Here is a 1223-nt window from a genome sequence, read left to right on the forward strand (position 1 = left end):
ACCGTCCTCCGCGAGCTGCAATACCACCTCGCGACGTGGCTCGGATTCTGCCCACTCTGCCACCAACTGGTACCAACCTAACAAAGCACTACTAGCGCATCGATCGAAGGTGTTTCTCGCGCTGCCATAGAAGTGCAGTGCCCGGTGAGTTTGGCGCGAAGAGCGCGTAGTATCCCGGCAGCTAGGGGTCCTCGAAGCCAAGCTGCGCCATGTTCGTTCCGTCGACCTCCTTGGCAAGAAGGTCTTTGTATCGGTGTGGATCTTCCTCAGCGATCGCGCGTGCTTGGGCCACCAGATCGTGGAGGTTTGCGGGGTAGTACGTGTCCTTGAGGATTATTCCTCGGGCCAACCATTCCCGGGTGGCCGTGTGCGGGCAAGCGACGAATGCGGTCAGGCACGCGATCCGATACAGGCCACGCAGATCCGCCACCTCGTCGTCAGCAGCCCGGCTGGTCGCGGTTGGCCGGAGTGCACGAAGGTCCTCGACCGACTCGTAGACGAGGCTGACCTGAGACCAGTACCAGGCGCGTACGGTACACACCTTCTTGTGCTCCGGTCCTGTCTCTATCACTGCAATGAGGTAGCGCTGTACGCGGTGCCGTCCGATCGCCGCCAGCATTGGGTGGATCAACTGCTTGTTGGCGGAGACATTCTCGTCGCAGACGATCGCGGCCAACACCCGACTGGCGACCGCAGCGGCAACCTCAGGCCGCGCCGTCAGCAGGTCACCAAGGTGCCTACGCTTGGCGTTCCGACGGTGGTACGCCACGAAACGCGGGTTGCTGCGATACGGCTCGGGCAGCTCTGGATGCCGCAAATCCGGGCAGAATTCCACAAGGAGCCCGTGGAGCCGCTGCTCGAACTCCGTCTCAAGGTCACCATCGGCCCAGGCCTGCACGGACCAAGCATGCACCTGATAGCACCATACGGTGAAGGTGCCGCAAGTACCGGCCCGAGGCCGAATGTGTCGTCCCGGTCGGCACCGGCCCGACGTGGTACTGGCGGCGGGCCTCGGGCAAGCCACGATCCTGTGTCGCGTTCGTCCGTTCTAAAGATTGCCTCCATTACGGACCTCGGCCGGCAGGTCGGTGGAAGGGGCATCTGCCCATCAGGTCATTCGCTGTACCCCTGGCCCTGACCCGGTTTGACGGACATCCCAGCTCAGAGGGGCTGTGTGCCCCTCGGGAGGATGTTCATCATGGAAGGCATGGGCAAGAAACCAC

Annotated in this window: 1 protein-coding gene; it reads right to left on the minus strand. The window is 62.6% G+C overall.

Annotated features, from left to right (window positions below; translation table 11 throughout):
• Positions 1–181 precede the first annotated feature (181 nt).
• On the minus strand, positions 182–898 hold the full coding sequence (locus tag ACIG87_RS32285; protein ID WP_396855408.1) for a hypothetical protein: 717 nt from the start codon (positions 896–898) through the stop codon (positions 182–184).
• Between the last annotated feature and the right edge of the window lie 325 nt (positions 899–1223).

The organism is Micromonospora sp. NPDC051925, from assembly GCF_044548625.1.
Taxonomy (GTDB): Bacteria; Actinomycetota; Actinomycetes; order Mycobacteriales; family Micromonosporaceae; genus Micromonospora.